At 42.4% G+C, this 24,418-nt stretch carries 18 protein-coding genes; 10 read left to right on the plus strand and 8 right to left on the minus strand.

From position 1 onward, the window contains the following. Window positions 1-2 precede the first annotated feature (2 nt). The 3 genes from ACSBL2_RS05405 to tgt are packed head-to-tail and all read right to left on the minus strand — an operon-like array spanning window position 3 to window position 3,133. Window positions 3-899: a DMT family transporter gene (locus ACSBL2_RS05405; protein ID WP_442590648.1), complete on the minus strand. Its 897-nt coding sequence runs from the start codon at window positions 897-899 to the stop codon at window positions 3-5. After that, on the minus strand, window positions 899-2,002 hold the full coding sequence (locus ACSBL2_RS05410; protein ID WP_442590649.1) for an LptF/LptG family permease: 1,104 nt from the start codon (window positions 2,000-2,002) through the stop codon (window positions 899-901). The genes ACSBL2_RS05405 and ACSBL2_RS05410 overlap by 1 nt, the downstream gene beginning before the upstream one ends. Further along, window positions 2,003-3,133 carry a tRNA guanosine(34) transglycosylase Tgt gene (gene tgt, locus ACSBL2_RS05415; protein WP_442590650.1) on the minus strand — a complete coding sequence of 377 codons (1,131 nt, stop codon included), beginning with the start codon at window positions 3,131-3,133 and terminating at the stop codon, window positions 2,003-2,005. It lies immediately after the preceding gene. A gap of 135 nt (window positions 3,134-3,268) precedes the next feature. Here tgt and ACSBL2_RS05420 point away from each other — a divergent pair, with 135 nt between their 5' ends. From ACSBL2_RS05420 to ACSBL2_RS05435, 4 genes are all read left to right on the plus strand, one after another. Further along, entirely contained in the window at window positions 3,269-4,390 is a 1,122-nt protein-coding gene (locus ACSBL2_RS05420; protein ID WP_442590651.1) for a glycosyltransferase, read from the plus strand. Beyond that, complete coding sequence (gene rsmG, locus ACSBL2_RS05425) at window positions 4,381-5,013, plus strand: 16S rRNA (guanine(527)-N(7))-methyltransferase RsmG (RefSeq protein ID WP_442590652.1); 633 nt, start codon at window positions 4,381-4,383, stop codon at window positions 5,011-5,013. The genes ACSBL2_RS05420 and rsmG overlap by 10 nt, the downstream gene beginning before the upstream one ends. 73 nt (window positions 5,014-5,086) lie before the next feature. Beyond that, window positions 5,087-6,181 (plus strand): DNA-processing protein DprA, encoded by a 1,095-nt coding sequence (gene dprA, locus ACSBL2_RS05430; RefSeq protein WP_442590653.1) that lies wholly within the window; start codon window positions 5,087-5,089, stop codon window positions 6,179-6,181. Window positions 6,182-6,332: 151 nt separating this feature from the next. Further along, window positions 6,333-7,694, plus strand: a complete 1,362-nt coding sequence (locus ACSBL2_RS05435) for a pyridoxal-phosphate dependent enzyme (protein ID WP_442590654.1) — start codon at window positions 6,333-6,335, stop codon at window positions 7,692-7,694. Window positions 7,695-7,795: 101 nt separating this feature from the next. Here ACSBL2_RS05435 and murA read toward each other — a convergent pair whose 3' ends face one another. From murA to ACSBL2_RS05460, 5 genes are all read right to left on the minus strand, one after another. After that, entirely contained in the window at window positions 7,796-9,121 is a 1,326-nt protein-coding gene (murA, locus tag ACSBL2_RS05440) for a UDP-N-acetylglucosamine 1-carboxyvinyltransferase (protein ID WP_442590655.1), read from the minus strand. A gap of 34 nt (window positions 9,122-9,155) precedes the next feature. Continuing rightward, window positions 9,156-9,842, minus strand: coding sequence for a DUF4290 domain-containing protein (locus ACSBL2_RS05445; RefSeq protein WP_442590656.1), 687 nt, complete (start codon window positions 9,840-9,842; stop codon window positions 9,156-9,158). 79 nt (window positions 9,843-9,921) lie between these two features. Beyond that, entirely contained in the window at window positions 9,922-12,234 is a 2,313-nt protein-coding gene (locus ACSBL2_RS05450) for an ATP-dependent helicase (RefSeq protein WP_442590657.1), read from the minus strand. Between the two features lie 96 nt (window positions 12,235-12,330). After that, the gene (locus ACSBL2_RS05455; protein WP_442590658.1) at window positions 12,331-12,678 is read right to left on the minus strand and encodes a helix-turn-helix domain-containing protein; all 348 of its coding nucleotides are present in this window, start codon (window positions 12,676-12,678) and stop codon (window positions 12,331-12,333) included. 5 nt (window positions 12,679-12,683) lie between these two features. Beyond that, window positions 12,684-13,208, minus strand: coding sequence for a hypothetical protein (locus ACSBL2_RS05460; RefSeq protein WP_442590659.1), 525 nt, complete (start codon window positions 13,206-13,208; stop codon window positions 12,684-12,686). A 255-nt stretch (window positions 13,209-13,463) separates the two neighbouring features. Between ACSBL2_RS05460 and ACSBL2_RS05465 the strand changes: the two genes are divergently transcribed. From ACSBL2_RS05465 to ACSBL2_RS05490, 6 genes are all read left to right on the plus strand, one after another. Next, window positions 13,464-14,834 carry a dipeptidase gene (locus ACSBL2_RS05465; protein ID WP_442590660.1) on the plus strand — a complete coding sequence of 457 codons (1,371 nt, stop codon included), beginning with the start codon at window positions 13,464-13,466 and terminating at the stop codon, window positions 14,832-14,834. A gap of 59 nt (window positions 14,835-14,893) precedes the next feature. Continuing rightward, the gene (locus ACSBL2_RS05470; protein ID WP_442590661.1) at window positions 14,894-15,907 is read left to right on the plus strand and encodes a glycoside hydrolase family 25 protein; all 1,014 of its coding nucleotides are present in this window, start codon (window positions 14,894-14,896) and stop codon (window positions 15,905-15,907) included. Window positions 15,908-16,294: 387 nt separating this feature from the next. Next, window positions 16,295-19,615: a SusC/RagA family TonB-linked outer membrane protein gene (locus ACSBL2_RS05475; protein ID WP_442590662.1), complete on the plus strand. Its 3,321-nt coding sequence runs from the start codon at window positions 16,295-16,297 to the stop codon at window positions 19,613-19,615. 21 nt (window positions 19,616-19,636) lie between these two features. Then, entirely contained in the window at window positions 19,637-21,259 is a 1,623-nt protein-coding gene (locus ACSBL2_RS05480) for a SusD/RagB family nutrient-binding outer membrane lipoprotein (protein ID WP_442590663.1), read from the plus strand. Window positions 21,260-21,372: 113 nt separating this feature from the next. Next, window positions 21,373-22,182 carry a tyrosine-protein phosphatase gene (locus ACSBL2_RS05485; RefSeq protein ID WP_442590664.1) on the plus strand — a complete coding sequence of 270 codons (810 nt, stop codon included), beginning with the start codon at window positions 21,373-21,375 and terminating at the stop codon, window positions 22,180-22,182. Window positions 22,183-22,380: 198 nt separating this feature from the next. Further along, window positions 22,381-24,396 (plus strand): thioredoxin domain-containing protein, encoded by a 2,016-nt coding sequence (locus ACSBL2_RS05490; protein WP_442590665.1) that lies wholly within the window; start codon window positions 22,381-22,383, stop codon window positions 24,394-24,396. Window positions 24,397-24,418: the final 22 nt, after the last annotated feature.

Here is a 24,418-nt window from a genome sequence, read left to right on the forward strand (position 1 = left end):
CGTTACAAACTTTTATTTTTCCTTTTCTTATAGACAGGATACAGGAAGACTGCACTTAAAATAAGCGTTGAACCCATATAAAAACCGAGTGACATGGTTTCTTTATGGCCGAAAAACAGGAACGCAAGAAGAATACCATAGACGGGTTCCAGGTTACTGATCAGTGCCACCCGAAAAGCAGACAGGGTACGCATCACGGCCACGCCGGCAATATAGGCCAGGGCAGTACAGATGGTTCCTAATATCCCGAGGTAAACCCAGTCCGTTACACTCAGTTTAAAGTGTTCTTCCGCCAGGGTCCCATCAAACAAACGGTAGACTGTAATCCAGAAGAAAGCACCTGCGATCTCATAAAAACCAATCACCCTTGCATCACTTTTCTTGGCAAAGGTAGAATTCATGATGGAAAAAAGACTGGAAGCCACTGCTGCAGAAAGTCCGAATACGATACCCAGTGTATATTGGGTTTCAAACTTAAAGATCATATAGATACCCAGGATAATGATCATCCCTATAATGATATCGCCCACTTCAACAGCAGTTTTCTTCACTATAGGTTCCAGAATGGCTGTAAATAGTGTAAAGGAGGATAGGCATACCAGGGTAACCGATACGGTAGAAACCTTTATGGCATGGAAAAATAAAATCCAGTGCAGGGCTACGATACTCCCCGTGAAGAAATATTGCAGGAATTCTTTTCTGCTTACCTTTAAAGAAAGGCCGCTGATCTTGAAATAAGCGAAAAGTGTCACACTGGCAATAAGTACCCTGTACCATACCATCTGCACGGCATCTACAGAAATTAGTGCGCCAAGGATACCCGTAAATCCCCAGATGAACACGGTGAAATGAAGGATCAACAGGTTTTTATTCACGCTGGAAGAAGAAAGGGTTGTCATTACTTTGGTGCTTTTCTTAATAAATAGTAGCCCAGGAGGCCGAAGAAGATGGTGGGGATCAATACGGCAACCAGCGGCGGGATTCCTCCTTTCAGGGAGAACATTTTAGCAAACTGGTTGACCACGATATAGGTGAAACTGAGGAATATCCCTATACCCAAAGGAAGGCCGACGCCCCCCCTTACTTTTCTGGAGGATAAGGCAACCCCAATAAGTGTCAGTACGAAGGCAGAGAGTGGCTGTAGGTATCTTTTATACTGTTCAAATAACAAATCATTCCATACGCCTGTACCCCTGGTTTTTTCTTTCTTGATCTTGTCTGATAATTCTTTGGTCGTGAGACTTTCAAATACATTCTCATAGGCCGAGAAATCATCCGGACGCATATCCAGAATGGTGTCTTTTGTCTTCGCTGATCCGTTGATCATCGACTCTTTTAATCCGTCAACATTCCTGATCGAATAGTTGGTAAGCTTCCAGTTTCTTTTCAGGGAATCCCATTTGATCTGGTCGGCCACCAGTTTTTTTACCAGCACATCACCCTTGAAATTATCCAGGGAGAACCGGTATCCTGACTTCGATTTATTGTCAAAACTTTCAATATAGATATACGTGTTCTCATCCAGTTTCATATGGATATTATTCTTACTGGAGGGGTCATTTTTCTTGATATACGTATTCTCAAAACTATTCTTCAGCTGGTTGGTATAGGGAAGAATATAGAGGTTGGCGGTAAGGTTCGCTGCGAAAATGATAAATGCGGAAGCAAAATAAGGGAGGAGAAAGCGGTTAAAACTCACACCTCCGCTGAGAATAGGGACAATCTCCGTCTGGTCGGCCATTTTTGCCGTAAAAAAGATCACCGCAATAAAGTTGATCAGGGGAGATAACATGTTCACATAAAAAGGAATCGATCCGGCATAATACAGGGAGATCACCTGCCAGAACGTAAGGTTGTTCCCTAAAAAGTCATCCAGTTTCTCCGACAAGTCGAAAATAATAATAATGACCACGAATACCGTCAGGGTATAAATAAAGGTACCCAGGTATTTGCCAATAATATAGCGGTCAATAATTTTTATTCTGTTCCTGAGGATGTCCATTTATAGCTTATTCCCTAATATAGTAACCATTTTATTTTTCCAGGCATAAAACTCTCCGCTGATGATTTTTTCCCTTGCTTCTTTAACCAGCCACATATAAAAATGGAGGTTATGCAGGGTGGCAATCTGTGCACCCAGCATTTCTTTGGAATGCATCAGGTGTCGGAGGTACGCTTTGGAATAGACCTGATCGGCGTATAAATCACTTTCCGCATCCAGTGGGGAGAAATCATCTGCCCATTTTTTGTTGCCAATATTTATAATTCCATTCCTGGTAAATAACATGCCATTCCTGGCATTCCGTGTAGGCATGACACAGTCGAACATATCTATACCTAACGCAATATTCTCCAGAATATTGATAGGTGTACCCACGCCCATCAGGTAACGCGGTTTCTCTTCGGGAAGTATATCACAAACCACTTCGGTCATGCCATACATTTCTTCGGCAGGTTCACCTACGGAAAGTCCCCCGATCGCATTTCCTTCACGGTCCATGGATGCAATAAACTCGGCAGATTTTTTTCGGAGGTCCTTGTAAACAGAACCCTGCACAATAGGGAATAAGGTCTGGTCAAATCCATATTTTGGTTCCGTTGTGTCAAAACGGTTGCAGCACCTCTTTAACCAGCGGTGGGTCATGTTGATCGAGTTTGCGGCATATTTATAATCACAAGGGTAAGGGGTACATTCATCAAAAGCCATAATGATATCTGCACCAATGGTACGCTGAATATCCATGGCATTTTCCGGACTAAACAAATGTTTTGATCCGTCAATATGTGACCTGAAGGTTACACCTTCCTCTTTGATTTTGTTTACCTTACTTAAAGAATAAACCTGGTAACCACCGCTATCTGTTAAAATTGGCCTGTCCCAGCCAATAAATTTGTGCAGGCCGCCCGCTCTTTCGATGATATCCAGACCCGGGCGCAGATACAAATGATAGGTGTTTCCCAGAATAATTTTGGCATCGATATCATTCTCCAGTTCACGCTGGTGCACGGCTTTGACAGTCCCTGCGGTTCCTACCGGCATAAAAATCGGCGTGGGTATTTCACCGTGTGCTGTGGTCACTGTTCCTGCTCTTGCTTTTGACTGGGTATCGTTAGCCTGTAAGGTAAATTTCATATATGTATGTACTCTTCAAAAAAAATCTGCGCAAAAGTAGCAAAAAACGAGCGATTAGCCTGCTAAATTTTTTATCAACATAAGAGAACATTATAGATTTAAAATCAGAAATTTGGCCAATTCAAAAATACCATCGTGGAATTAACCTTATTAGAGGGCTTTCTTGTCGGAGCTCTTGTTTTTTGTTTTGCCGTTCAGCTGTATTTCAGCCTATTTGTACATTTAAAATTGGCACTTGTAAAAGTTGAAGTCCTTCCTGAAGAGGGCCGCCATCCCATTAGTGTTATCATCTGCGCCCGTAATGAAGCCCATAACCTGGAGCGTTTCCTGCCCTTGGTGCTGGAGCAGCAGTATCCTGATTTTGAAGTTATTGTGGTCAATGACCGTTCCTGGGACGGAACTAGGGACCTGCTGGATACTTTTGCTGTAAGCTATAAGAACCTGAAGATCGTGACGGTGAGTGAAGGCAATAAATTCATTGCAGGGAAAAAGTTCGCCGTAACGATGGGAATTAAAGCTGCGGCAAATGAATGGCTGGTGTTTACTGATGCCGACTGCTATCCTGCGTCGCCACAATGGCTGATGGGAATGCAGCAGCCGGAAGAGCCCATGTCGGAGATCGTTCTCGGCTATTCTCCCTATGCTAAAAAACGCGGACTGCTCAATAGCCTGATCCGCTTTGAGACTTTTTTCACTGCCGTTAATTACCTTTCTTTCGCCATCAAAGGAATGCCCTACATGGGGGTCGGCAGGAATATGGCCTATAAAAAATCACTGTTCTTTAAAAACAAAGGCTTTGCAGCACATATGCATATCCCGTCGGGAGATGATGACCTGTTTGTGAATGCACATGCGACCCGACATAATACACAGATCAGGATCAATACCGGTACACAGGTATGGTCAGAACCAAATACAAAGTTTTTAGCCTACCTGAAACAGAAAAAAAGACATTTTGGCGCCGGGAAACTATACAAGGGAAAACACAAGTTTATCCTCAGTTCCCAGATTGTATTTCAGTTTCTGTTTTACCTGTTTTTTGCTGTTTGTATGTTCTTTAAACCTGCCATGTACCTTGCAGGGGGGGTATTTGGATTAAGTTTGCTGGTCCGGTGTTTCATTTATCCGCGACTGCTGAAACGCTTAAATTATGCAGAACTAAGGTGGTGGTTCCCGGTTCTCGATATTCTATTATTCATTTTTTTAGTCTTTAATGGCTTTCTGTCTATATTTGTCAAAAAAGTAACGTGGAAATAACTTCAGCCCTAATACAAAAATACTTCAAAAACCTGACTGCTGACCAGATTGAAAAATTTGACCGGTTGTATGAGTTGTATAGCTTCTGGAATGCCCAGATCAATGTGATTTCAAGGAAAGATATTGAAGAATTGTACGAGAGACATATCCTGCATTCCCTGGGAATTGCACAGTTCTGTTCCTTCAAACCGGGGACTAAGGTGCTTGATGTGGGTACCGGCGGTGGTTTTCCGGGTATTCCCCTGGCGATTTTATTCCCTGAAACACAATTCCACCTGGTCGATTCCATCGGGAAGAAAATTAAAGTGGTGAATGAAGTGTCCACGGCGCTTGGGTTGACCAATGTGAAAGCAAGTCATCTCCGTGCCGAACAGGTAACAGATAAGTATGATTTTGTAGTCTCCCGTGCCGTAACCAGGCTGGCAGATTTTTATCCCTGGGTAAAAGGAAAATTCAGCAAGACCTCAAACAATGCAGTGCCAAACGGCATCCTTTATTTAAAGGGTGGGGAACTTAGCGAAGAGATCAGGGAATCCGGGCTCAAGGCACAGCTGTTCCCCTTGTCGGATTATTTTGAAGAAGAGTTTTTTGACACCAAGTTCGTGGTTTATATCCCTCAGTAAGATCTTTTCTCCATGTCCTGAACGAAATTCAGATTGATTACCAGATGATGGATAATCGGCATTAGTTTGGGCCATGAGTTTAATCCATCAAATTGCACTCACCTTAATCAAAAATGTAGGTGATGTGAATGCCAAAAATCTTCTTAGCCATTTTGGCTCGGCTGAAGCTGTTTTTAAAGCCAGTCACAAACAACTGCTACAGATTCCGGGGATCGGAAAGGTAACCGCACAGCATATCCTCCGTAACCATGCGCTGGAACTGGCCGGAAAACAACTGGAATTCATAAAAAAGTATGGCATCGATGTGCTTTTTTATACCGATGAGCGCTATCCGAAAAGATTAAAAAATTGTTATGATGCCCCGGTGCTCCTGTATTATAAAGGGACTGCCGACCTGAACCATCCGCGGGTGCTGAGTATTGTAGGCAGCCGAAGGGCAACAGCGTATGGTCAGGGCCTTTGCCGGCAGCTTGCGGAAACCTTGAAACCCTATGGGGTACTGGTTGTGAGCGGGCTTGCTTATGGGATTGATGTGGCCGCCCACAAGGAAAGCCTGGCCTTACAAATTCCGACAATTGGGGTACTTGGCCACGGTTTAGATAGCATGTATCCTCCGGCACATAAAAAGATTGCAGCGGCCATGGTTAAAAATGGGGGACTGCTCACTGAATTTCCATTTCAATGCATTCCCGAACGGGAAAATTTCCCTAAGCGGAACCGGATTATTGCAGGAATTGCTGATGTGACTATCGTTGTGGAGGCTGCACTGAAAGGCGGTGCATTGATTACTGCCGAGATTGCAAACTCCTACCACCGCGATGTATTTGCATTTCCCGGAAGAACAACAGATGAATATAGCATGGGATGTAATTTCCTGATCAAAACCAATAGGGCAGGGCTAATTGCCCACGCCAGAGACCTGGTTTATGATATGGGCTGGGATGTACTGCCGACTACAGGGGAGAAGCAGATGGAAATCCCTTTGAATCTTTCCCCGGAGGAACAGAAAATCATTCAGCTATTGAAATATTCCGCTATGCAGGTCGATGAACTTGGGGTCAGGGCTGAAATTCAGCAGAGTAAACTTGCGATGTACCTGCTTAACCTGGAACTGAAGGGAGTTATTGTTTCCCTCCCCGGAAAGGTATATCAGCTCACTTCCTTTTGAGCAGCTACTGTGTTTGCCAATGATTTGGGAAGTATTTCAATAATTTATATCTCATTTCAGAATATAATTTCATTTCGGTTAGTTATTCGAAATTAGATTATGAATTTTTAATAAAAATAAAACTCTAGTAATCAAGTCGTATTTTTGTGCTATGTGGTATAACAATATTTTAGAAACTATCGGCAATACGCCTCTTGTAAGACTGAATACGATAACAAAGGATATTCAGGCAACTGTACTGGCAAAAGTGGAAACAACCAATCCTGGAAACTCCATTAAAGACCGGATGGCTGTTAAAATGATTGAAGACGCTGAAAAAAGCGGCAAACTGAAACCAGGTGGCACCATCATCGAGGGAACATCCGGTAATACGGGAATGGGACTGGCTATGGCTGCCATTATAAAAGGATACAAATGTATCTTCACGACGACAGATAAGCAGTCGAAAGAAAAGGTTGATGCATTGCGTGCTTTTGGTGCGGAAGTCATCGTTTGTCCCACGAATGTTGAACCTGAAGATCCGCGCTCTTATTATTCTGTGTCTTCGCGCTTAGAGCGTGAGGTGCCGAATTCATGGAAACCGAACCAATATGATAACCTGGCCAATACCCAGGCGCATTATGAACAAACGGGACCTGAGATCTGGGCGCAGACAGAAGGGAAAATTACGCATCTGGTAGTCGGCGTAGGTACGGGGGGAACGATTTCCGGTACGGGTAAATACCTGAAAGAACAAAATCCGGATATCAAAGTATGGGGGATAGATACCTATGGTTCTGTCTTCAAGAAATATAAAGAGACAGGCATTTTAGATAAGAATGAGATTTACCCATATATTACGGAAGGTATCGGAGAAGATTTCCTGCCAAAAAATGTAGATTTTGATATCATCGACCTGTTTGAAAAAGTGACAGATAAGGATGCGGCGCTGATGACCCGTGATATTGCCCGTAAGGAAGGGATTTTTGTAGGGAACTCTGCTGGTTCGGCTATTGCGGGGCTGTTGCAGTTAAAAGACCTGCTTCAACCTGAAGATGTGGTGGTAGTCATTTTCCATGATCATGGCAGTCGTTATATGGGTAAAATGTATAATGAAGACTGGTTGCGGGAGCGTGGATTTTTGCATGACGAGAAATTGACTGCAAAATCAATTCTTTCTAAAAAAGAGAAGACAGAGATTGTAACCATCGATTGTGAAAAATCACTTGTGGAAGCGATCAATACCATGAATACGTTGAATATTTCCCAGATTCCTGTGACTCAGCAGGGGATGGTGGTGGGTAAACTGGCAGAGGGTGATATCCTCAGGGCTTTAATGGAAAATCCTTCCCTGAAATCTTCACCTGTGAAAGAGGTCATGTCGGCTACTTTCCCTTTTGTGGATCTCAATACTTCAATTGATAAGATTTCTGCCTTGATTAACAAAGAAAACAGCGCGGTACTGGTAGAAGATGCTGATGGCAACATAGAGATCATTACGCAGTACGATATCATTAATGCGATATCTGCATAAGGTCAGAGAAACAGGATAAGACCACAGAAATTAAGGCATAAAAAAAGAGGGATATTATATCCCTCTTTTTTTATGCCTTAATTTCTGTTTCCTGCAGTTTTTTAGTGGCCTGGACCTGATCCGTCCACACGTTTGATCTGGGCACCTAAAGCACGTAAACGTGTATCGATATCCTGGTAGCCACGTTCAATTTGCTCGATATTGTAAATTGTTGAGGTACCTTCGGCAGATAATGCTGCAATCAGCAGGGATACTCCTGCACGGATATCAGGGGAGGTCATGCTGATTCCCCTTAATTTATATTGTTTGTCTATCCCATTCACTGTTGCCCTGTGCGGATCACAAAGAATGATCTGGGCCCCCATATCAATCAGTTTATCTACAAAGAACAAACGGCTTTCGAACATTTTCTGATGAATAAGTACCGAACCCCTTGCCTGCGTAGCGACAACCAGGATGATACTCAGCAGGTCGGGCGTAAAACCTGGCCATGGTGAATCGGCTACAGTAAGTATCGACCCGTCAATAAAAGTATCGATGATGTAATGTTTTTGGGAAGGGATAAAGATATCATCACCCCGCAGTTCGAAGCTGATTCCCAGTTTCCTGAATACCTCCGGGATAATACCTAATTCCTGGTAACATACATTTTTGATGGTGATTTCCGATTCGGTCATCGCAGCCAGACCGATGAATGAGCCGATTTCGATCATATCGGGAAGCATACGGTGTGTGGTACCGCCTAATTTCTGTACGCCTTCAATAGTCAGCAGGTTAGATCCAATACCGGAGATCTTAGCACCCATGCGGTTAAGCATTTTACACAACTGCTGTAAATAAGGCTCACATGCGGCATTGTAGATGGTTGTTACCCCTTTGGCCAGCACTGCAGCCATTACAATATTCGCTGTTCCCGTAACAGATGCCTCATCCAGCAGGATATACGCACCCTGAAGGTTTGTTGCATCCACATTAAAGAAGGCTTCTTTCGCATCATAAACAAATTTGGCACCTAATTTTTCGAAACCCAGAAAGTGGGTGTCGAGTCTTCTTCGTCCTATTTTGTCGCCCCCTGGTTTAGGGATAGCGGCTTTACCGAAGCGGCCTAACAGCGGACCAACAATCATGATTGAACCCCTTAAGCTTCCACCTTTAGATTTAAAAGTTTCAGATTTAAAGAAATCCAGGTTGATATTTTTGGCTTCAAAAGTATAAGTATCTTTTGATAACCTTTCAACAATAACCCCCAGGTCTCCCAATAATTCAATTAATTTATTGACATCCTTGATATCAGGGATGTTGCTGATGGTGATTTTTTCTTCAGTAAGCAGAACGGCAGAAATAATCTGAAGGGCTTCATTTTTAGCTCCCTGAGGATGAATTTCTCCTTTTAACTTCTTCCCGCCTATAATTTCAAATGCGTTCATGTGCTGTTAACCTATAATATATATTGCAGACAGATTAATGTCTTTGTTTCGGATTGTTATTATTGCTGCGGGGAGGACGGTTATTGTTGTTGTTATTCTGTCTTCCTTTATTATTGTTGTTATTGTTATTGCGTCCGCGGTTGTTTGTTGCCGATCTGCTCACCTGTGGCCTGAATTCTACTTTATTCAGGTTCACATTTTCATCCAGTACCAGTTGCCCACCGGATAGCTCACGTAAGTTTTTGATGATCGTCTCATCAGCAACGCTGTCTTTATTCCAGGTAACATAGGCCATTTTCATGAAATTAGCAATGCCCTGAACCATAGCAGCCCTGCGTTCCGGTTCGTCTACAGCCTTTGCCCTTTCAATCAGCGTTTCTACTGTTTTTCCATAATGCTTATAGGTAATCCTCTTTTGGGGATAACCGATATGTGCAGGTTTTACGAGTGCCATTTCAGGTGTCGGTTTAGGATAAGGGCTGTCTACCTCTATCTTATATCCTGATATGATGTGCAGGTGATCCCATAATTTATGCTTGAAATCAGCAACATCCCTCAAATGTGGATTTAAGAACCCCATCAGATCTATCACTGCCTGGGCATATTTATTTCTTTCTTCCAGATCAGGCAGCTCGCAAATGTACTTCACCATATTCTGTACATTACGGCCATATTCTGCAAGAATTAACTCGTTTCTTGTGGTGTTATAATCGAAATTCATTCTTTATTATTTCTTAAAGGCAGTCGTAGAAGGGAATAACGACACAAAGCCTGATTTGTTATATTGTTCAAAGATAACCTTATTTTACAATCTGCAATTTAGCAAATTTTAATAATAATTGTTTATTTCCTAATCCCTGGAAAAATACCGTTGCTTTCACATCGGGTAAGGTCCCTTCTAAATTGATGATCTTACCAAATCCGAACTTTTCATGCTCTACTTCCATGCCATTCTGGAAGGCTTTCGCTTCATCGGGTTTAAAACCTGCTGAAGGTACGTGTGCCTTGGGAAGGATAGACGTCGTTTTTGGCCGTGGCGCTGTTCCGGCACTTGCCGAAGATCCAGACGATGCAGGTTTCGGTTTGCTGAAACTATCACGTTGTTGTGTCCATGAACGGCGTTCGCCTTCAAAGCTTCCTGAATCGAGGCTACTGTTTTTTGGCGCTTTAACCATTTCCAGCTCCAGGTATTTGGCATTGATTTCATTGATGAAACGGCTCGGCTCACAGCTGGTCAGTGTTCCCCAGCGGTATCTTGAGGTGGCATAGGTCAGGGTAAGTTTCTTTTCAGCACGGGTAATCGCGACATAAAAAAGCCTGCGTTCCTCTTCCAGATCGGTCCTTGAATTCAGTGACATTTGGGAAGGGAAAAGGTTTTCTTCCAGTCCCACCACAAATACGTTTTTAAATTCCAGTCCTTTGGCCGAGTGGATGGTCATCATGGAAACCATGTCCTTATCCTTGTCGTCCTGTCTGTCATCATTGGTCAGCAAAGCAATATCCTGCATGAAAATAGCCAGTCCGCGGTCTTCAATATCTTCACGTTCAGCGAATTCCTTCACCCCGTTCAGCAATTCCTGGATATTTTCGTACCTGCTGCGGCCTTCTATACTGTCATCAGTATGCAGTTCTTTTAAGATCCCTGAATGTTGTGCAATATACAATGCAGTTTCATACGCATCCAGTTTCTTCGCTTCTGCCATGAAACTTTTAATGAGCATGGCAAAATCATTCAGCTGGTTGGCAATCCTGCCCGCAATGTATTTTTGCGGGTCGCAAATCACTTCCCACATGGTGATGTCATGCTGGTCTGCCGCAACGATGATCTTATCTACCGTGGTATCACCTAATCCCCTTTTCGGATAATTGATGACCCTTTTGATGGCTTCTTCATCACTCGGATTGAAAGTCAGGCGGAAATAAGCAATTAAATCCTTGATCTCTTTACGTTGGTAGAAAGAGAGTCCCCCGAAGATCTTGTAAGGGATATTTAATTTCCTCAATCCTTCCTCCATGGCCCTGGATTGCGCATTGGTCCGGTAAAGGATGGCAAAATCATTATAATTAAGGCCGTTTGAAGTACGGTCCTGTACGATCGCTTCCGCTACAATTTTACCCTCTTCATTATCGGTAAATGCGCGGGAGACTTTAATCCTGTCGCCTTTTTCATTATCAGAAAAGACATTTTTCTCCAGCTGGTTTTTATTGTTGGCAATAATACTGTTGGCGACATCTACGATATTCTGTGTAGAGCGGTAATTTTGCTCCAGTTTGTAGACCTTCAGGTCCGGATAATCTTTTTCAAAATTCAGGATGTTCTGGATATTTGCCCCCCTGAATCCGTAGATACTTTGTGCATCATCACCTACCACACAGATATTTTGGTAGGCAGCAGCAAGTTTCTTGACAATGGTATACTGTGAAAAGTTAGTATCCTGGTACTCATCCACCATCAGGTATTTAAATTTCTGCTGGTATTTATTCAGTACATCGGGGTGGTTTTTCAGTAAAACATTGGTTTTGAAAAGTAAATCGTCAAAATCCATCGCACCGGCTTTGAAACAGCGTTTGGTGTACGTTTCATAGATGACCCCAATCAGCGGACGTTTATTGCTGGCATCTTCTGCCTGAATCTCTTTGTTATCCAGGTATTCAGTATGACTGACCAGGTTATTTTTTGCCGATGAGATCCGGTTATAAACGAAGTTGGCATTGTAGAGCTTATCATCCAGCTGCATTTCCCTGAGGATAGCGCGGATCAGGCTTTTACTGTCATCGGTATCATAGATAGTGAAGTTGGAAGGATATCCGATCTTCTCTGCTTCTACACGCAGTATTTTGGCAAAAACAGAGTGGAATGTTCCCATCCATAGGTTTTTGGCTTCTGTACCAACTACTTTAGAGATACGCTCGCGCATATCCTTTGAAGCTTTGTTTGTAAAGGTCAACACCAGGATATTGAATGGGTCAACTCCTTTTTCAATAAGATAGGCAACCCTGTAGGTGATTACCCTGGTTTTCCCCGACCCTGCACCGGCAACGATCATTGCTGGTCCCTGGGTGTTTTCTACTGCTGCACGTTGTTGTGGGTTTAGTCCCGCTAAATAGTCCAAATTGATTCCTCTTTTTGCGTATTTGAATTGACAAAAATAACAAATCCCGGCGGGTATTTTAAGGATGTTGGTAAAATTGATCGCTGTAAAAAAAACTTACCGTGGTGTTGTTGTTTTAGGGTGGCCCTTATCCTTATCCGGTATGACAGTAATCAACTCAACACCCAGGCAAGCTTCAATTTTTGTAATGGTTTCCAGGGTGAGGTTTTCCTGGCCTTTTACAATTTTATTCACATGCTGGGGAGATGTACCCAATTGCTCCGCCAACTGCACCTGGGTCCAGCCTTTACTTTTCAGGCTGAGCATTATTTTTACTGCGATTGCAGCCGATTTCATCAACCATTCTTTATTTTCCTGCCTCCAGGTGGCTTCCTTTTGCCAGGTAGAGACTTCAGCTGATGCGATTTTATTCAGCCTTTCTGTGATGTCTGTTAGTTCTTTCATTTTATTTACATTTCTACGATGGCCTGCTCATCAAAGATGCCCTGCTGAATCAGGAAGTCTTTGCATTGTTCCATCTTTACCAATTCTTTTTTCGTATGCGCTCTTTCCCCCATCGTTCTGGTGAGTTTAATCGCACTTCCCGTCACGATGTATATTGTACCTATCTTAATGGCATATATCCTCAGCCAGCTCTTTTGGTATGTTCCATATGCCTTTTGCCTGCTGATATCTATTTGCCTGTAAAATTTATTATCCAGTTGCTTGAAAAGGTAATCCAGTGTACCTGTAGCTACCCTGTTCAATACAATATGTTCAAATTCCCTTGCCTCCGCCAGGGTATTCATTATGGCTCCTTCCAGTGTCATTCCGTTATAGAACGCAGCATGGATGTCTTGTATGTTATTTTCAAAGAATGCGAGCAGATATTCTGCATCGTTCCACAATTTAAATGCGCGTTCAAATTCATTCCATACCTGCGTATCAAATTTGAAAGCATATAACTTGTTCACAAAGATAGTATTTATTTCCATTTAATCAACCTATAGGTTTATTTTTAATTTATTTTTTTTGTCTTTTTTCAGAAGAATCCCTTAGGTATCCGGTTCCGTAATTATTTCTGAAATTTATCCTGAATAGCGGAATACCTGTTCATTTATTTTACTGGAGATTGGTGATTGTGCGTTTTCCTCCTGTGGAGAATGGCTAAAAGCCAATTCCGGGCTTAAGCGCTGCACTGTTTCAGATTGGTATCCCAATTATATATCTTTGCCCAAAATCATTTTGTTATGCAAGAGATCAAAAAATATGTAGAAGAAAACAAGCAGCGTTTTTTAGAGGAGTTGTTTGCATTGTTACGCTTTCCATCGGTAAGTGCAGACCCGAAATATAAAGGTGATGTACTGAAAACTGCTGATTTTGTGGCTGAAAAGCTTAGGGAAGCAGGAGCGGATGCCGTAGAAGTCTGCGAAACTGCCGGATACCCAATTGTATACGGAGAAAAAATAATCGACGGGGCCTTGCCTACAGTATTGATATATGGCCATTATGACGTGCAGCCGGCTGATCCGCTGGAGCTGTGGGATACGCCTCCATTTGAGCCTACCGTACGTGACGGTAAAATCTATGCGCGTGGTTCTGCTGACGATAAGGGACAGTTTTACATGCATGTAAAAGCCTTTGAACTGATGATGAAAACCAATACCCTGGCCTGTAACGTAAAGTTCATGATTGAAGGGGAGGAGGAAGTAGGTTCCAGCAATCTTGGCATTTTTGTAAAAGACAATGCAGCACGTTTAAAATCTGATGTGGTATTGATTTCTGATACCTCCATGATCAGCATGGAAAACCCTTCTATAGAAACCGGGCTGCGGGGATTGGCCTATATGGAAGTGGAAGTCGTAGGTCCGAACCGTGATTTGCATTCGGGGGTATATGGCGGGGCTGTAGCCAATCCTGCTACGATTTTATGTAAAATGATTGCATCCCTGCATGATGAAAACAACCATATCACCATTCCTGAATTTTACGATAAAGTCATTTCGCTGACGGATGAGGAGAAGGAAGCACTAAATTCAGCTCCTTTTGATCTGGAAGAATACAAACAAGACCTGGGCATCGATGCCGAATGGGGTGAAAAAGGATATTCCACTTTAGAGCGCACAGGAACCAGACCTACATTAGAGGTAAATGGCATCTGGAGCGGGTATATTGGGGAAGGGGCAAAGACGGTGTTGCCTTCAAAAGCAAATGCCAAAATTTCTATGCGCCTGGTGCCTAACCAGAGTTCGGAAGAAATCTCTGCTATTTTCCAGAAGCATTTTGAAAGCATTGCACCGGAATTTGTGAAGGTGAAAGTGATGGCACACCACGGTGGCGAACCTGTAGTCACACCGACCGACAGCGTGGCTTACCGCGCCGCAGAAAAAGCTATTGAAGATAGTTTCGGTAAAAAGCCAATTCCTACACGCGGTGGGGGCAGTATCCCTATTGTCGCTTTATTTGAAGATGTACTGGGCATTAAATCGGTACTTTTTGGCTTCGGACTGGATAGTGATGCTTTACACTCGCCAAACGAAAAATATGATATCTATAACTACTATAAAGGAATAGAAACATTACCCCTGTTCCACAAGTATTTTGCTGAACTCAGTAAATAATTTTTGATATTTATTTCCAAAAGGGTGGCTTAACGGCTGCCCTTTTGTATTTTTACAGCGTGCCTCCTATAAAAAGAAAACCAGCAGATCAAAAGCAAATCACTGAGATTGATAATCCGCTGGCTGCGGTTAAAGCAGCCATAGAGGCGAGGTCGACCGCTAAAACTGGCACGAAATCGACAGGCAGGCCATCCTCCAGGCCAGCTGCAAAAACAACTACAAAAGCAACCGCCAAGACTGCCGCCACTAAGCGTAGAAAGGCTCCTGCAAAGAAAGGTAAAGGATTATCCCTTCAATGGAAGTTCGTTATTGCCCTGGTGCTGCCGGTCTTGTTCTCCCCGCTGTATTATGGTTATGTACTCAAAATATTTACTTCTGCCACACGCTGGGTGCTGGATATCGGAGAAGACCCCAATTACCGTACGTATAAAAGTTTTAACATCCAGATCCCCAAAAGGTACCAAATCCATGGTATAGATGTTTCTTCCTACCAGGGAAAAATAGACTGGAAAATGGTGAAGTCTATGCGGGAAGACGATGTACAGATTACATATGCTTTTATTAAGGCTACAGAGGGTATTTCCAGTGTAGATCCTTATTTCCAGCGCAATTGGCGGGAGGCCCCCAAAGCAGGGATTGTCTGTGGTGCCTACCATTTTTTTATTCCTAAGAAGTCTGGTTTGTGGCAGGCCCGTTTTTTTCTGCAGACTGTGAAGTTTGAAGAAGGTGATCTTCCTCCTGTGATTGATGTAGAGCACCTGAGTGGTGTTTCTCCGGAAAAGATGCGTGCAGAGCTGAGCGATTTTATCGGACATGTAGAGAAAAAAACGAAGGTAAAACCCATTATCTATTCCGGACTGGTTTTTTATAAGGATTATCTGAAGGGGTATTTTGATGAGTATCCTTTATGGATTGCCCATTATTATCAATCGGACCTCAAAGCCGGAGCAGATACAAAATGGTTTTTCTGGCAACATTCCGATAAGGCAAGGATTACCGGTATTAACCATGTAGTAGATTTTAATGCCTTCCGTGGCGACAGTCTGTCTTTCCAGCAAATGCTGATTAAATAGTTTCAGATGCAATTTTAATCCATTGTGACTAAAATGGTTACAAGGCAGCTCTACTCTGGTATTGGTTTACCGTACGTCAAATCATTCTTTCAGGTTTGCAGCAGAATTTCTTTCTGTATCGCAAAATTTTTTTAATCGCAGTACAAGAAACCGCATCATTATTTGTTTTGGCTTCCTTGTCTACCTTTCATGAATTTTCAGTTTTTAGGAAACAGTAAAAACCTATAAACTGCAAAAAAAAGAAGAATTTGCAATTCCTTAATATGAAAGTGTATAAACGGATATTTTTGCTGCCCTTTCTTCTTATTTTCTAATCTCGTTTTAATTTCTTTGCAATGATTTCGTTATATGGCGACTATACTTTTGTGGACAACAAAAAAAAAGTATATGAATCAAAAACTACTCAACGTGTCCCGGATGCTGCTCCTTGTGGCGTTCATTTTCACTGCAACAGGAAGTCTTTTTGCTCAGCGTACCTCCTACAGGGGGACGGTCAGAGATGAGATCCAGGTAACTGTTCCAGGCGTCAACATCATGATAAAAGGTACCAAAACCGGTACATCAACCAATAACGATGGTGCCTTCGTTATTGCTGCAGAAAAAGGGCAGACACTGGTTATTTCTGCTGTTGGTTACCTCACGCAGCAGATCGTATTGGGTAATCAAACAGTACTGACCATTGATTTGAAGAATAACTCAAACGTTTTAGGTGAGGTGGTCGTAACCGCACTTGGTATTAAGAAAGAAACTAAAAAATTAGGATATGCCGTAACAGAAATCAAGGGCAGTGAGGTGAATAAGATCCGCGCAGCGAATCCTTTAAATGCGTTGGCGGGTAAAGTTGCCGGACTTTCTGTCGGGGCAAATACGGAAATGTTAGGCCGGCCGGAGATTGTTCTGCGTGGCAGTAAGGATTTATTATATGTAGTAGACGGTGTACCGATCAGCTCCGATACCTGGAACATTAGTCCGGATGATATAGAAAGCTATTCTATCCTGAAAGGCCCGAATGCTGCTGCATTATATGGCTCAAGAGGGATTAACGGTGCCATTGTCATTACGACCAAACATGGTACAAATGACAGTAAAGGATGGACTATAGACTTTAACAATACGACCATGTTTGACAAGGGCTTTTTGGCATTGCCGGAAAGTCAGTATGAATACGGTCGTGGTACAGGTTTCAAATATTCCTATGGTAATGTGGCCTATGATAACGGACAGCGTTTACCGGAATGGGGTCCACGTTTTGAAGGCCAGCTTATACAACAATATGACAGTCCATGGAATGCGACCACACAGGTTCGTGGTACTACACCATGGTTATTGAGAGGAAAGAACAATTTCGAAAACTTTGTACAAACAGGATTAACTACCACAAATAACATCTCCTTATCCGCTTCAGGTGAAAAGTACGATATGCGTTTGTCTTACTCACATCTTTATCAGAAAGGGATCTTCCCCAATACAAAACTTAATGGCGACAATGCCAATCTGAGTTTAGGCTATAATGTGAATGATAAATTAAGGATAGAAGGAAACATGAACTTAAGTGTTCAGTATACACCAAATATTCCGGACGTAAATTATGGTCCTAACAGCTATACCTATATGTTCAAAGTTTATGGTTCTTCTGATTATGATATCAGGGATCTGGAAGACATCTATGGTGGTCAGCAGGGGGTGAAAGACCTGGTTCAGAATTCTGCAGAATATGGCCGTCTGAACAGTGCCTGGTTTATGGCGAAGGAATGGTTACGTTCCCATAACAAGACAGATATCTATGGTTTCATCAAAGCTTCCTATAAGTTCAGTGATGATTTTAATTTAAGCCTGCGTTCGCAGGTAACAACATGGAACCAGACCCGTACAGAGAAAGTTCCACCTTCAACGAATCTTAATGATTACGTAGCCTGGTATAAATTCGGCTGGTATGGAGATTACCGTGTAGATGAGCGCAATGTTCTTGAAAATAATACTGATTTATTGTTAAGTTACAATAAGAAAATAAGTAACTGGAATATTTCTGCTCTTGCAGGTGCAAGTATGCGTTCTTACAAATACAATTCTACCTGGGCAACCACTAAAGGACTGGCCATTCCTAAATTATACAGTTTATCCAACTCGCAGGCTGCAGCGTTAAGTTATACCTGGGGCTCTACGATGCAGGTATACAGCGGATATTATTCAGCAGATGCCAGCTATAAGAATTATTTCAACTTAAATACTACTGGTCGTGTAGATAAGCTATCTACCTTTGCCAAAGGTAATGATACTTTCTTTTACCCTTCTGCATCCTTAAGTACGGTAATTACTGATTATGCAAAATTGCCAGCGTTTGTTTCTTTCCTTAAACTTAGGGCTTCAGTAGCTGAAGTTAAAGGAGGATTAACCAATGCCACAGTTGGATCTGCCTATATGGGGGTTACAGGTAAAACCTTAGGTTCTTCCCTCTTGAATTACGGTTCAGAACTTTATTCTGTATATGATGGCCCAAGTTATGCCAACCAGAACTCTTACTCCATCAACAGTTATTATAGTGGTTTACCTGCGGCAAGTTATTCAGATGTTATTGCCAATCAGTTGTTAAAACCATACAACCGCTTATCTTATGAAGGTGGTCTGGATATTAAATTCCTGAACAACAGAATAGGATTGGATGCCACCTACTTCCGTACCATCAATGGTCCAATGATCTACGCTTTGGATGTGGCTCCCTCTACAGGATATACAAAACGTAATATCAATGGAATTACCACCTTAAATCAAGGTTTTGAGATCGGATTAAATGCTTCAGTGATCAAACATTCAAATGGTTTTAACTGGGATATCAGTGCGAACTGGAGTACCTATAAAGAAACATTGAAAGAAATTTATGGCGATGAATCCGTACTGTATTTAAATGGCCATGGTTACCGGGTTGGTGAAAGACTTGATGCTTATTATGGAAGGACACTGGTGAAGGATGGCAATGGGAATATTGTTCATACTTCTGCAGGATTAATCCAGCAGGCACCAACTGGAGATCAGCAGAATGGATTCTTAGGAAATCTTAACCCTGACTTTTCAATAGGGATCAACAACAGGTTCAGTTATAAAAATTGGGGATTGAGTTTCCAATGGGATGGCCGTATAGGTGGTAAAATCTATGATTTTACTTATGCACAGACCATGAATGGAGGTACAGGTATTGAAACTGCTTCAGGAGCATTTGGAGAGGCAAGGCTTTCGGAATGGAATTCTTTGAAAAATACGGGTACTGTAGCGCCTGCATATGTAGGTCAGGGCGTAGTCATCACGTCGGGTACACCGGTATATGATAAAGGACAGATCACTAATCTGAATGAACTGACTTTTGCTCCGAATACAAAAGCAGTAACGGTACAAAGTTATATTACAGGTACCAACGGATTGTATGGCAATACAGAATATTTTATGGTTGACCGTTCTTTTGCCAAGTTACGTGAAATGGGATTGAGTTATAGCTTACCTGAGAAGATGCTTAGAAAAGCCTTCTTCAAATCTGCAACCTTCTCTTTAGTAGGTAGAAATCTGCTTTACTTCGCTAAAAGGAAAGATATGGATATGGACAGCTATGCCTCTGGTTTCAATGCTACCGACAGGGTAGCACAAGGTGGTAAAGGCAGTACTACTTTGCAGAGCAGCACCACCCGCTCTTTCGGATTCAACATTAATCTCAGTCTATAAGCTAATTTTAAAAATCACAACATGAAATTCACAAACAGAATATATACACTAGGCCTGCTTATGTTTTTACTTGCAGGTACAACAGGATGTCAGAAGGGTAACCTGCTGGATAACCCGAATGCTGCCGGAGATGGTACACTGGTGCCTCCAACACTCATACTCAATCGTATTACTTCGTCCCTTATCAAAGCAGAAGAACAGCCTTTTGCCCAGGCGAACAGAACAAATCAATACTATGTAAGTAATTATTCTTATTACTGGGGAAGTAATTTTTATAACTGGGGTAATTCCGATCATCAGTATGAAATGCTCAGATATGCCATTAAATTAGAAGAACAGGCCGCTAAACTTGGAAATACTACCAATGCTTATTTTGCCCTGGCCAAGTTTTTCAGAGCTTACACAGCCATATGGTTAAGTGTTCGGGTTGGAAACATTCCCATGTCAGAAGCAGGGAATGCTGATAATTTAACACCTAAATTTGACACGCAGAAAGAGGTGTATAAAAACTCCCTGATTTTGCTTGATGAGGCCAATACCATTATGACCAATCTATTAACGGTTACTCCGGCAAATAAAAATGTGGTATTGGATGCACAGGGTGATGTTTTTGGTTTAACCTATTTCCAATGGCAAAAGGTAATCAATACGTATAAACTACGTCTCCTGGTGAGTCTGAGCAAGCGTGCTGTTGATCATGCAGATCTGAATGTTGCTACTCAGTTTGCAACAATGGTGAATAACCCCATTCAATATCCTGTTATGGAAGCAAATTCAGATAACATGTCCTATAAATATAATGCATCTTATAATCCGTATCCTGTGTATACCAGCAGGTCGTACAGTTATGGCGCAAATATTTCTAAAACTATTTTAGATATCACCACATCCAGCGAAGATCCACGGACATTCGTATTTGCAACTCCTGCTCCGGCACAGTATAAATCCAGCTTGGGAAATAAAAGTGTGGGTGACTTTAGTGCATATGTTGGAGCAAGTAACAATACTGATCAGGCTGTACTTTTTAACGGTACTGATGCTTTGGGGAATACCAGTTCTGATAAAGGCGCCTATTCCTATATCAACTACAAACGTTATTTCTCCTCTCAGGATGGTTCAACTGCTGAAGCCTATATTTTACTTGGATACCCGGAGTTATGTTTCAACGTAGCAGAGGCAATTAACCACGGCTGGTTAACAGGTGACGCCAAAAGTTGGTATGATAAAGGAATAAATGCATCACTTGGTATTTACGGTTTGACAAACGGACAAACTTTTACAGTGGGTGACAGACTAGGGGGAACAATCGGTACGACAATTATTGATATCCCCAGGTTCATGGCAAATGCCAATGTGGTGTATAAAGGGAACAATGAAAATGGTTTAAAACAGATCCTTACACAGAAGTATGTGGCGATGTTTAATAACTCTGGTTATGAGCCTTTTTATAATTACCTGAGAACCGGGTATCCTGCTTTTATTGATGGTGGTGTAGGTATTGGTACTTCCAATAATAAGATTTCACGCAGATGGATGAACCCTCAGAATGAGATTACCTATAACAGTGAAAATTATAAAGCTGCGATACAATCCCAGTTTGGTGGTGCTGATGATATATCAAAGGATAACTGGCTTTTCAAATAGCCGAAGCAGGATTACCCTTGCTTTATGTATACGCTCTTCGCCTTTTTGGCTGAGGGCGTATACATATGAAAACTAGCGACAGTTTAATCACCTGTAACAAATAACTATTACTCATGAAAAAACTTATTTTTTTATTATTCCTCCTGGGTACAGGAATCCATACCCTGGCAGTAGCCCAGGAGAAGACAAAAGCTGTTGCCATTACCGGAGCTACAAACTTCAGGCAGCTGGGTGGCTATGAAACTACTCAGGGTACCCATGTGAAGTGGAATAAACTTTTCCGTTCAGGAGAAATCAGCCGCCTTACCGAGCAGGATATGAAAGAGCTTGCGCAAAGACATATCAGCTATGTCGTAGACTTCCGCGGCAATGATGAGGTGGCCAAAGCCAAAGACCGTCTGCCTGAAGGGGCTGTCTATTTACAATTGCCGGCAGGGAGCGAAAATCTGAACAGCTGGATGTCGCAATTGCCGAAATTAAACACTGCAGACTCTCTCATGATCTCCTTCTATAGCCAGACTGCTCATTTAAAAGCGAAATACCAGCCATTTTTTAAGGAATTGCTGGTGATGCCTGATTCCTCCGCATTATTGTTTCATTGCACCGCTGGAAAAGACAGGACAGGAATTGGTGCTGCCTTGTTATTGTATGCTCTTGGCGTTCCGGAACAAACAATTTTGGACGACTATCTGGAAAGTAATGAATACCGGAAAGTGGAAAATGAAAAAATGGTGCAGCAAATGGTTGCCCTGGGCATTAAAGAGCAGGTAGCCAAAGACCTGTCAGGAGTAAAAAGTCAGTACCTGATGGCTGCTTACGAAGCAATTGTGACGCAGTATGGAAGTGTTGATCAGTTCCTCAGCCAGGAAATAGGTTTAAGCAAGCAAGACCTGGCCCTGCTGAAAAAGAAATATACCGAATAACAGCTGAAAAATCGTTTTCATCTCGGGGAGGCCGTTTTCATATTTTGATTAACGGCTTTCCTGTTTTCTGCCCTAAGTCTTTTTAAAAGTAGTCTTTTAGATAAAAAATCATTAATGGGAAACCTTAATTTGAAATTTGTGTTTAATGAAAAGGCATCATCCCATAGGTCTTAAAATTTGATTTTCTACCTTTACACTATGAATACAGCATCCAATAGTCTGATTAATGCTTCCTCACCTTACCTTTTACAACATGCTTATAATCCTGTGGAATGGTATGAATGGGGCGAAGAAGCACTAGCTAAAGCCAGCAGGGAAAATAAATTGATCCTGGTCAGTATTGGTTACTCCGCCTGCCATTGGTGTCATGTCATGGAGCGGGAAAGCTTTGAGCTTGCAGAAGTTGCAGAGGTAATGAACAAACATTTTGTCTGTATTAAAGTCGACCGCGAGGAAAGACCCGATATCGATCAGGTATACATGTTGGCCGTGCAGCTGATGACAGGCAGCGGAGGCTGGCCATTGAATTGTATTTGTCTGCCCGACCAGCGCCCTATTTATGGAGGAACATATTTTAAAAAGGAAGATTGGATCAGTATACTGCTGAACCTGGCCGACCTGTGGGAAACAGATCCTGACAAAGCAGAGCAATATGCGGAACGACTGACACAGGGTATACGCAGTGCGGAAAAAGTAATTCCTAACCTGAAACAGGATGGATATACAGGCAACGACCTGCAGGAGATTGTCTCTCCATGGATCCGTACATTTGACAGGGAAAAGGGAGGGTATAACCGCGCACCCAAATTCCCTATGCCCAATAACTGGCTTTTCTTGTTGAGATACAGCCATTTTAAGCATCATCCAGCGATCCGGGAAAGCGTATTGCATACTTTGGAGAAAATGGCCATGGGAGGTATTTATGATCAGATCGGAGGTGGTTTCGCCAGGTATGCGGTAGATGCCAACTGGCACGTTCCCCATTTTGAGAAAATGTTATATGACAATGCACAGCTGATTGGCCTGTATGCCGAAGCTTATCAGCATTCAGGGAATATCCTGTTTAAGGAAGTCGCAGAAGAAACCATCGGCTGGGTACACCGGGAAATGACTTCTGCTGAAGGATTATTCTATTCGGCCCTTGATGCAGATAGCGAAGGGGTGGAAGGTAAGTTCTATGTCTGGGATGTGGAAGAATTCGATCAGGTACTGGGAGCCGATGCCACAATCCTGGCGGAATATTTCGGTCTTACCAGAGAGGGAAACTGGGAGGAAGAGCAGACCAATATCCTGAAAAGGGCATACAGCCCACAGGAGTTTGCGGCCCTGAAACAAATTCCTGAAGAGGATTTCATGCTGACTCTTAGTATGGCTAAAGAGGAATTACTGGCCAGGCGCCGGAAACGTATGCGGCCCGGCCTGGATGATAAATGCCTGACGGCCTGGAACGGGATGATGATTAAGGCACTTGCCGAAAGTAGTCAGCTCTTCGACCGGGAAGATTATTACCAGTCAGCGAAGAAGGCTGCGGGATTTATTCTTGCCGAAATGAGGACTGCAGATGCAGGACTAAAAAGAAATTACAAGAATGGAAAGGCTTCTATTACAGGATTTCTGGACGACTATGCCTTTCTAATCGCTGCACTGATTGCCTTATATGAAGCTGATGCTGATGAACAGTGGCTGCTGGAAGCGAGGGCTCTCAGCGAATATGTGCTTTCCAATTTCCGTGACCTGGATAGTCCGATGTTTTTCTATACCCCGGCAAAAGGGGAGACCCTGATTGCCAGGAAACATGAGATCATGGACAATGTCATTCCTGCTGCGAACTCTGTTATGGCGCAAAACCTCAAACTCCTGGGTTTGTTATTCGATGAAAACAGGTATACCGAAAAAGCAGAGCTGATGCTGGCCGCTGTTTTTCCCCAGATTAAAACCTATGGTTCCGCCTATTCCAACTGGTCTATACAATTGTTAAACGAAGTCGGAGGAATAAATGAAATTGCAATTACCGGTGATCACTCCGATCAGGTTAAAAAGGAACTGAGTAAGAGATATATCCCTAATAAAATTGTATTGGCAGGAACAAATTCTACACTTCCTTTGTTAAAAGATAAGCAAACCTTTGAAACAAAAATCTATATTTGCCGAAATAAATCATGCCAGATGCCCGTAACGACAGTGGATGAGGCGGTACTGATGTGTTTTCAATAATTTAAAATTAATAAACTAAATA

This window comes from Pedobacter sp. AW31-3R (genome assembly GCF_052180285.1).
Lineage (GTDB): Bacteria > Bacteroidota > Bacteroidia > Sphingobacteriales > Sphingobacteriaceae > Pedobacter.

Bases quoted from the DNA above. Each gene is read 5' to 3' on its own strand.
- ACSBL2_RS05405 (WP_442590648.1), bottom strand. From the start codon at position 899: ATGACAACCCTTTCTTCTTCCAGCGTGAATAAAAACCTGTTGATCCTT.
- ACSBL2_RS05410 (WP_442590649.1), bottom strand. From the start codon at position 2,002: ATGGACATCCTCAGGAACAGAATAAAAATTATTGACCGCTATATTATT.
- tgt (WP_442590650.1), bottom strand. From the start codon at position 3,133: ATGAAATTTACCTTACAGGCTAACGATACCCAGTCAAAAGCAAGAGCA.
- dprA (WP_442590653.1), top strand. From the start codon at position 5,087: ATGAGTTTAATCCATCAAATTGCACTCACCTTAATCAAAAATGTAGGT.
- ACSBL2_RS05435 (WP_442590654.1), top strand. From the start codon at position 6,333: ATGTGGTATAACAATATTTTAGAAACTATCGGCAATACGCCTCTTGTA.
- murA (WP_442590655.1), bottom strand. From the start codon at position 9,121: ATGAACGCATTTGAAATTATAGGCGGGAAGAAGTTAAAAGGAGAAATT.
- ACSBL2_RS05445 (WP_442590656.1), bottom strand. From the start codon at position 9,842: ATGAATTTCGATTATAACACCACAAGAAACGAGTTAATTCTTGCAGAA.
- ACSBL2_RS05455 (WP_442590658.1), bottom strand. From the start codon at position 12,678: ATGAAAGAACTAACAGACATCACAGAAAGGCTGAATAAAATCGCATCA.
- ACSBL2_RS05460 (WP_442590659.1), bottom strand. From the start codon at position 13,208: ATGGAAATAAATACTATCTTTGTGAACAAGTTATATGCTTTCAAATTT.
- ACSBL2_RS05465 (WP_442590660.1), top strand. From the start codon at position 13,464: ATGCAAGAGATCAAAAAATATGTAGAAGAAAACAAGCAGCGTTTTTTA.
- ACSBL2_RS05475 (WP_442590662.1), top strand. From the start codon at position 16,295: ATGAATCAAAAACTACTCAACGTGTCCCGGATGCTGCTCCTTGTGGCG.
- ACSBL2_RS05480 (WP_442590663.1), top strand. From the start codon at position 19,637: ATGAAATTCACAAACAGAATATATACACTAGGCCTGCTTATGTTTTTA.
- ACSBL2_RS05485 (WP_442590664.1), top strand. From the start codon at position 21,373: ATGAAAAAACTTATTTTTTTATTATTCCTCCTGGGTACAGGAATCCAT.
- ACSBL2_RS05490 (WP_442590665.1), top strand. From the start codon at position 22,381: ATGAATACAGCATCCAATAGTCTGATTAATGCTTCCTCACCTTACCTT.